This window comes from Crenalkalicoccus roseus (genome assembly GCF_004761865.1).
Taxonomy (GTDB): Bacteria; Pseudomonadota; Alphaproteobacteria; order Acetobacterales; family Acetobacteraceae; genus Crenalkalicoccus; species Crenalkalicoccus roseus.
Map to the genome: position 1 here is coordinate 1 of NZ_SJDM01000117.1, position 609 is coordinate 609.

Below are 609 nucleotides of genomic sequence, written 5' to 3' on the forward strand. Positions count from 1 at the left end.
GATCGTCGGGCTGCGGCCGACGCAGAAGACGGTGGTCACCGGGGTCGAGATGTTCCGCAAGCTGCTGGACCAGGGCGAGGCGGGGGACAACATCGGGGCGCTGCTGCGCGGCACCAAGCGCGAGGAGGTGGAGCGCGGGCAGGTTCTGGCCGCGCCCGGCTCGATCACGCCGCACACGCAGTTCAAGGCCGAGGCCTACGTGCTGACCAAGGAGGAGGGGGGCCGGCATACGCCGTTCTTCACCAACTACCGGCCGCAGTTCTACTTCCGCACCACCGACGTCACCGGGGTGGTGAAGCTGCCGGAAGGGGTGGAGATGGTGATGCCCGGCGACAACGTCTCGATGGACGTCGAGCTGATCGCCCCGATCGCCATGGACGAGGGGCTGCGCTTCGCCATCCGCGAGGGCGGCCGCACCGTCGGCGCCGGCGTCGTCGCCAAGATCGTGAAGTGAGGCCCCGCCCGGGCGCGTCTGCGCGCCCGGGCGGTCGTCCCTCGCCTCAGACGGCGAGCGCCGCGCGCGCCGCGAGGTAGCGCCGGCGCACGTCCTCGAGCCCAATGCCGCCGCCATTGACGATGCGGCGCACCGCCTCGATGTCCCCGCGGTCG

Annotated in this window: 1 protein-coding gene; it reads left to right on the forward strand. The window is 71.9% G+C overall.

All coding sequences use genetic code 11. The features are described from left to right. The coding region (locus tag ET526_RS21130; RefSeq protein ID WP_240048525.1) for an EF-Tu C-terminal domain-related protein at positions 1 to 454 on the forward strand (454 nt) is incomplete at its 5' end. Between the last annotated feature and the right edge of the window lie 155 nt (positions 455 to 609).